At 68.2% G+C, this 5,736-nt stretch carries 5 protein-coding genes and 1 riboswitch; of the genes, 4 read left to right on the top strand and 1 reads right to left on the bottom strand.

Going from position 1 to position 5,736, the window contains the following annotated elements; all coding sequences use genetic code 11:
- Nucleotides 1-33: 33 nt before the first annotated feature.
- Nucleotides 34-978: a glucosyl-3-phosphoglycerate synthase gene (locus ACWF94_RS31340; RefSeq protein WP_453496082.1), complete on the bottom strand. Its 945-nt coding sequence runs from the start codon at nucleotides 976-978 to the stop codon at nucleotides 34-36.
- Between the two features lie 149 nt (nucleotides 979-1,127).
- A riboswitch (SAM riboswitch) is annotated at nucleotides 1,128-1,302 on the top strand.
- Between the two features lie 17 nt (nucleotides 1,303-1,319).
- Here ACWF94_RS31340 and thrC point away from each other — a divergent pair.
- The 4 genes from thrC (at nucleotide 1,320) to groL (ending at nucleotide 5,670) form a co-directional block, all read left to right on the top strand.
- Nucleotides 1,320-2,612: a threonine synthase gene (gene thrC, locus ACWF94_RS31335; protein WP_453496079.1), complete on the top strand. Its 1,293-nt coding sequence runs from the start codon at nucleotides 1,320-1,322 to the stop codon at nucleotides 2,610-2,612.
- 40 nt (nucleotides 2,613-2,652) lie between these two features.
- Nucleotides 2,653-2,928, top strand: coding sequence for a MoaD/ThiS family protein (locus ACWF94_RS31330; protein ID WP_453496076.1), 276 nt, complete (start codon nucleotides 2,653-2,655; stop codon nucleotides 2,926-2,928).
- 469 nt (nucleotides 2,929-3,397) lie between these two features.
- The gene (locus tag ACWF94_RS31325) at nucleotides 3,398-3,601 is read left to right on the top strand and encodes a cold-shock protein (protein ID WP_005315736.1); all 204 of its coding nucleotides are present in this window, start codon (nucleotides 3,398-3,400) and stop codon (nucleotides 3,599-3,601) included.
- Nucleotides 3,602-4,044: 443 nt separating this feature from the next.
- Entirely contained in the window at nucleotides 4,045-5,670 is a 1,626-nt protein-coding gene (gene groL, locus ACWF94_RS31320) for a chaperonin GroEL (protein WP_453496073.1), read from the top strand.
- The last annotated feature ends 66 nt before the right edge of the window (nucleotides 5,671-5,736 follow it).

The raw sequence follows: 5,736 nt of genomic DNA, 5'->3' as shown, positions 1-5,736 counted from the left end.
CATAAAGGAGATAATCCGATAAATGGGGTGCGATTAGGCGGCGCGACGCGCCGCATACTCCCCGACCTCCCGCATCGGCGCCCGCTCCTCCGTGTCCACCGCGTGCGTCACCGGCTCGAACCCCCTCTCCCCCCGCTCGAACTGCGTCAGCGACGGCCGCACCAGATGCCCGCGCGACAGCCGTAGCTGCGCCGTACGGTAGATCGCCGCCGCCATCCGGCCGAGCGCCCGGTCGTCCTGGTGGCGGTGCTTGCGCGAGCCGACGTCGACCTGGGCCAGGGCGTCGAGCCCCACCGTGTGCAGCGCGTCGACGAGGAGCCCCAGCTCGACCCCGTAGCCGACGGGGAAGGGCAGGCGCTCCAGGAGGGAGCGGCGGGCGGCGTACTCACCGCCCAGCGGCTGGACGAACCCCGCCAGCAGCGGCCAGTGCAGATTCAGCAGCGGGCGGGCGACCAGCTCGGTGACCCGGCCGCCCTGCCCGGGGGAGCCGTCGAGCGGGCGGTCGTACATCGCCTTCACGAACTGCACCCCGGGATCGGTCAGCAGCGGCCCCACGATCCCCGAGACGAAGTCCGCCGAGAAGTCCCGCAGATCCGCGTCCACGAAACAGACCACATCGCCGTGCGTCACCATCAGCGATCGCCACAGCACCTCGCCCTTGCCGGGCAGCGCGGGTATCCGGGGCAGGATCGCGTCCCGGTGCACCACCCGCGCCCCCGCCGCCGCCGCGACCTCCGCCGTACGGTCGCCGGAGCCGGAGTCGATCACCACCAGCTCGTCGACGAGCCCCGCCGTCTCCATCAGCTCGCGGCGGATGACGGTGACGATGTCCCCGACGGTGGCCTCTTCGTTCAGGGCGGGCAGAACGACGCTGACAGTGGTCCCCGACGCGCGCTTGGCGGCCGTCAGCCGGCCGAGCGGGCGATCGGCCGCGGACCAGGAACGCCTGGTCAGCCAGCGTTCCACCTCTTCGAGCACGTCTTCCACTCCCGTCGTGCGGCCGGTCATGTGATCCATCTCGCTGTTCGGACGACTATCTCAACACTCCGGACCTTCGGTTACAGTCTTGAACAACGCGGATCACCAACGCATGTCGGGGGTGCCGCGCCCGATAAACAATCGAATACCGCTCATCCAGAGGGGCAGAGGGATACGGCCCGTTGAAGCCCCGGCAACCCTCCAGCCGGTCTCCGCCGCGACAGCACTCATCAGACAGCCGAGTGTGCGCGCGCCGCGAGGCTCCCGGCTCGGGAAGGTGCCAACTCCGTCTCATGGCGAAACGCGTCATGAGGAAGATGAGGAGAGAGGGCCTCGCCACCATGGCTGTGCAGACCGTCACCACCGCCGACTCCGCCACCCCTGTCGACCTGGGCCCCGCAGCGGCGCTGTCGTGCCGCGAGTGCGGAGAGCGCTTCGAACTCGGTCCGATCTTCGCGTGTGCCTCCTGTTTCGGCCCGCTGGAAGTCGCGTACGACCTCCCCACCGGGGACCCCGAGGGACTCCGCAAGCGCATCGAGGCGGGCCCGGACAACATCTGGCGGTACGCCCCGCTGCTGCCCGTCCCCGCCGATGTGGCAGGCAAGCCGAACATCAACCCCGGCTTCACCCACCTCGTCAAGGCCGACAACCTCGCCCGTGAGCTGGGCGTGACCGGCGGTCTCTATGTCAAGGACGACTCCGGCAACCCGACCCACTCCTTCAAGGACCGGGTCGTCGCCATCGCCGTCGAGGCCGCCCGCGCCTTCGGGTTCACCACCCTGTCCTGCTCCTCCACCGGCAATCTCGCGGGCGCGGTCGGCGCGGCGGCGGCCCGCGCGGGCTTCCGCTCCTGTGTCTTCATCCCGCACGACCTGGAGCAGGGCAAGGTCGTCACGGCCGCCGTCTACGGCGGCGACCTGGTCGGTATCGAGGGCAGCTACGACGACGTGAACCGTTTCTGCTCCGAGCTGATCGGCGACCCGCTCGGCGAGGGCTGGGGCTTTGTCAACGTCAACCTCCGCCCGTACTACGGCGAGGGCTCCAAGAGCCTCGCGTACGAGATCTGTGAGCAGCTCGGCTGGCGGCTGCCCGACCAGATCGTGATCCCGGTCGCCTCCGGCTCCCAGCTCACCAAGATCGACAAGGGGTTCCAGGAGCTGATCAAGCTGGGTCTCGTCGAGGACCGGCCCTATCGGATCTTCGGCGCACAGGCCGAGGGGTGTTCCCCGGTGTCGGCCGCCTTCAAGGCCGGGCACGATGTCGTACGCCCGGTGAAGCCGGACACCATCGCCAAGTCGCTGGCGATCGGCAACCCCGCCGACGGGCCCTATGTGCTCGACATCGCCCGCCGCACCGGCGGCGCGGTCGAGGATGTGAACGACGAGCAGGTCGTCGACGCGATCAAGCTGCTGGCCCGGACCGAGGGCATCTTCGGGGAGACCGCGGGCGGGGTGACCGTGGGCGTGACGCGCAAGCTGATCGAGAACGGCGTACTCGACCCGTCGCTCACCACCGTTGTCCTCAACACCGGCGACGGCCTCAAGACCCTGGACGCGGTCGCCCCCACCACCGGGCCCACGGCGACCATCCGTCCGAGCCTGGACGCGTTCCGCGACGCCGGCCTGGCCCACTGAAACCCGGCCCGGCCCACTGAAACCCCTGGGAGAGCAGAAGATGAGCGTCAACGTCCGAATTCCGACCATCCTGCGCACCTACACCGGCGGCAAGGCCGAGGTCCCGGCCGAGGGTGCCACCCTCTCCGAGGTCATCGCCGACCTGGAGAAGAACCACACCGGCATCGCCGCGCGCGTCCTGGACGACCAGGGCAAGCTGCGCCGGTTCGTGAACGTCTACGTCAACGACGACGATGTCCGCTTTGAGCAGGGTCTGGCGACGGCGACCCCCGACGGAGCCGGGATCTCGATCATCCCCGCGGTCGCCGGCGGCTGAGCCGGACGGCCCTCCCGGGCCCCGGCTGCGGCTAAATACGCAACGTCACTTCAATTGCCCCCTCCGTGAGAGAAACGGAGGGGGCAATTCTGCATGGTTGAGCACGCTACAGTTGGGGAACGCCCCGAGGTCGCGTGTGCTGACCGCCCATGAGAATGCGCCCGGGCCCGATAAGAAGCAGCCAATGTGCTTCCGTGTTTTGTCTCATAAGTCGCCTTTGTCTGGCCCGACTTGCCCTGGAACTCAGGGAATTCTGGCCAAATGCCCCTTCCGGCATGCCCGGATTTCTCGTCCGACTGACCTGTTGCAGAGGGCAGTTGGGCAGATACATTCAGCCGCGGTCGACGCGTTCCGGCGCACACCCGTGGGACTCCCCCTCACTGAGGGAGGGGCGAGCCGCATCGGTGAGGTCTGACCCGGGTCCGCGAAGTGCGGTCCTGCGCAAGGGCCAGTAATAGGGGAGTTAGGCATGGCTCAGGGCACCGTCAAGTGGTTCAACGCGGAGAAGGGGTATGGCTTCATCGCGGTCGACGGTGGTGCGGATGTTTTCGTCCACTACAGCGCGATCCAGATGGACGGATACCGCACCCTGGAGGAGGGTCAGCGAGTCGAGTTCGAGATCTCGCAGGGGCAGAAGGGGCCGCAGGCGGACATGGTCAAGCTCGCTGTCTGACGTCGGGCTCGCGATCTGAATCCGCGACCTCCGCGCCACCTGCGACGCGATCGGCCACCGATACGCTCACAGCTCACACAGATGGGGTCCGCATCCCGGGTACGGGGTGCGGACCCCATCCGCGTCCGCCGCCCCGGCCGGGCGTCCGCCCCGTGAGACCCCACAGTCCCCAGAGCCCCCAGCGTCACCCGGATCCCCCGGGTCTCCCGGGCCACGTGGCGCGCTTCCGGGCGGGGGTCAGGATGCGGGAGGCGCTTGCACTCGGAGGGGGCGAGTGCTAATCATTGGCGTTAGCACTCTCCGGGTGAGAGTGACAGAAAGAGGGCCGGGTCGGTGAGGTCCGCAGGCCGGGTGGGCAAGGAACCACACGGCAGGCAGGCCGTCCGTCGCGGGCGCCAGCGCGGTCCCTGAGCTTCCCACCCAGTCCGTGGAGGACACTTCACATGGCAAAGATCATCGCGTTCGACGAGGAGGCGCGGCGCGGCCTTGAGCGCGGGATGAACCAGCTCGCCGACGCCGTCAAGGTCACCCTCGGTCCCAAGGGCCGCAATGTCGTCCTTGAGAAGAAGTGGGGCGCCCCCACGATCACCAACGATGGTGTGTCCATCGCCAAGGAGATCGAGCTGGAGGACCCGTTCGAGAAGATCGGTGCCGAGCTGGTCAAGGAGGTCGCGAAGAAGACGGACGACGTCGCCGGTGACGGTACGACCACCGCGACCGTCCTCGCCCAGGCCCTTGTCCGCGAGGGTCTGCGCAATGTCGCGGCCGGCGCGAACCCCATGGCGCTCAAGCGCGGCATCGAGAAGGCCGTCGAGGCCGTCTCCGGCGCCCTGCTGGAGCAGGCCAAGGACGTGGAGACCAAGGAGCAGATCGCTTCGACCGCCTCCATCTCCGCCGCCGACACCCAGATCGGCGAGCTGATCGCCGAGGCCATGGACAAGGTCGGCAAGGAAGGCGTCATCACCGTCGAGGAGTCCCAGACCTTCGGTCTGGAGCTTGAGCTCACCGAAGGCATGCGCTTCGACAAGGGCTACATCTCGGCGTACTTCGCCACCGACATGGAGCGTATGGAGGCGTCCCTGGACGACCCGTACATCCTGATCGTCAACTCCAAGGTCGGCAATGTGAAGGACCTCCTTCCGCTGCTGGAGAAGGTCATGCAGTCGGGCAAGCCGCTGCTGATCATCGCCGAGGACGTCGAGGGCGAGGCGCTGTCCACGCTCGTCGTCAACAAGATCCGCGGCACCTTCAAGTCCGTCGCCGTCAAGGCTCCGGGCTTCGGCGACCGCCGCAAGGCGATGCTGAACGACATCGCCATCCTCACCGGCGGCACGGTCATCTCCGAGGAGGTCGGCCTCAAGCTTGAGAACGCCGGCCTGGACCTGCTGGGCCGCGCCCGCAAGGTCGTCATCACCAAGGACGAGACCACCATCGTCGACGGCTCCGGCGACAGCGACCAGGTCGCCGGGCGGGTCAACCAGATCCGTGCCGAGATCGAGAACTCCGACTCCGACTACGACCGTGAGAAGCTCCAGGAGCGCCTGGCGAAGCTCGCGGGCGGCGTGGCCGTCATCAAGGCCGGCGCCGCGACCGAGGTCGAGCTGAAGGAGCGCAAGCACCGCATCGAGGACGCCGTTCGCAACGCGAAGGCGGCCGTCGAGGAGGGCATCGTCGCCGGTGGCGGCGTGGCGCTGCTCCAGGCTGCCTCGGTCTTCGAGAAGCTGGAGCTTGAGGGTGACGAGGCGACCGGCGCCAACGCCGTGAAGCTCGCCCTGGAGGCCCCGCTCAAGCAGATCGCCGTGAACGGTGGTCTCGAAGGCGGCGTCGTCGTCGAGAAGGTGCGCAACCTGACCCCGGGTCACGGTCTGAACGCCGCGACGGGTGAATACGTCGACATGATCGCCGAGGGCATCCTCGACCCGGCGAAGGTCACCCGCTCGGCGCTGCAGAACGCCGCGTCGATCGCCGCGCTGTTCCTCACCACCGAGGCCGTCATCGCCGACAAGCCGGAGAAGGCCGCCGCGGGCGGCGCTCCGGGCGGTATGCCGGGCGGTGACATGGACTTCTGATCCCCTCGGATCAGTAGCCCGGTCGTTTGTTTCGATTGTTTCGGAGGGCGGCACCCCTGCCAGGGG

It is taken from the genome of Streptomyces sp. NPDC055078 (assembly GCF_053607985.1).
This window is presented reverse-complemented; position numbering and strand designations above follow the sequence as displayed.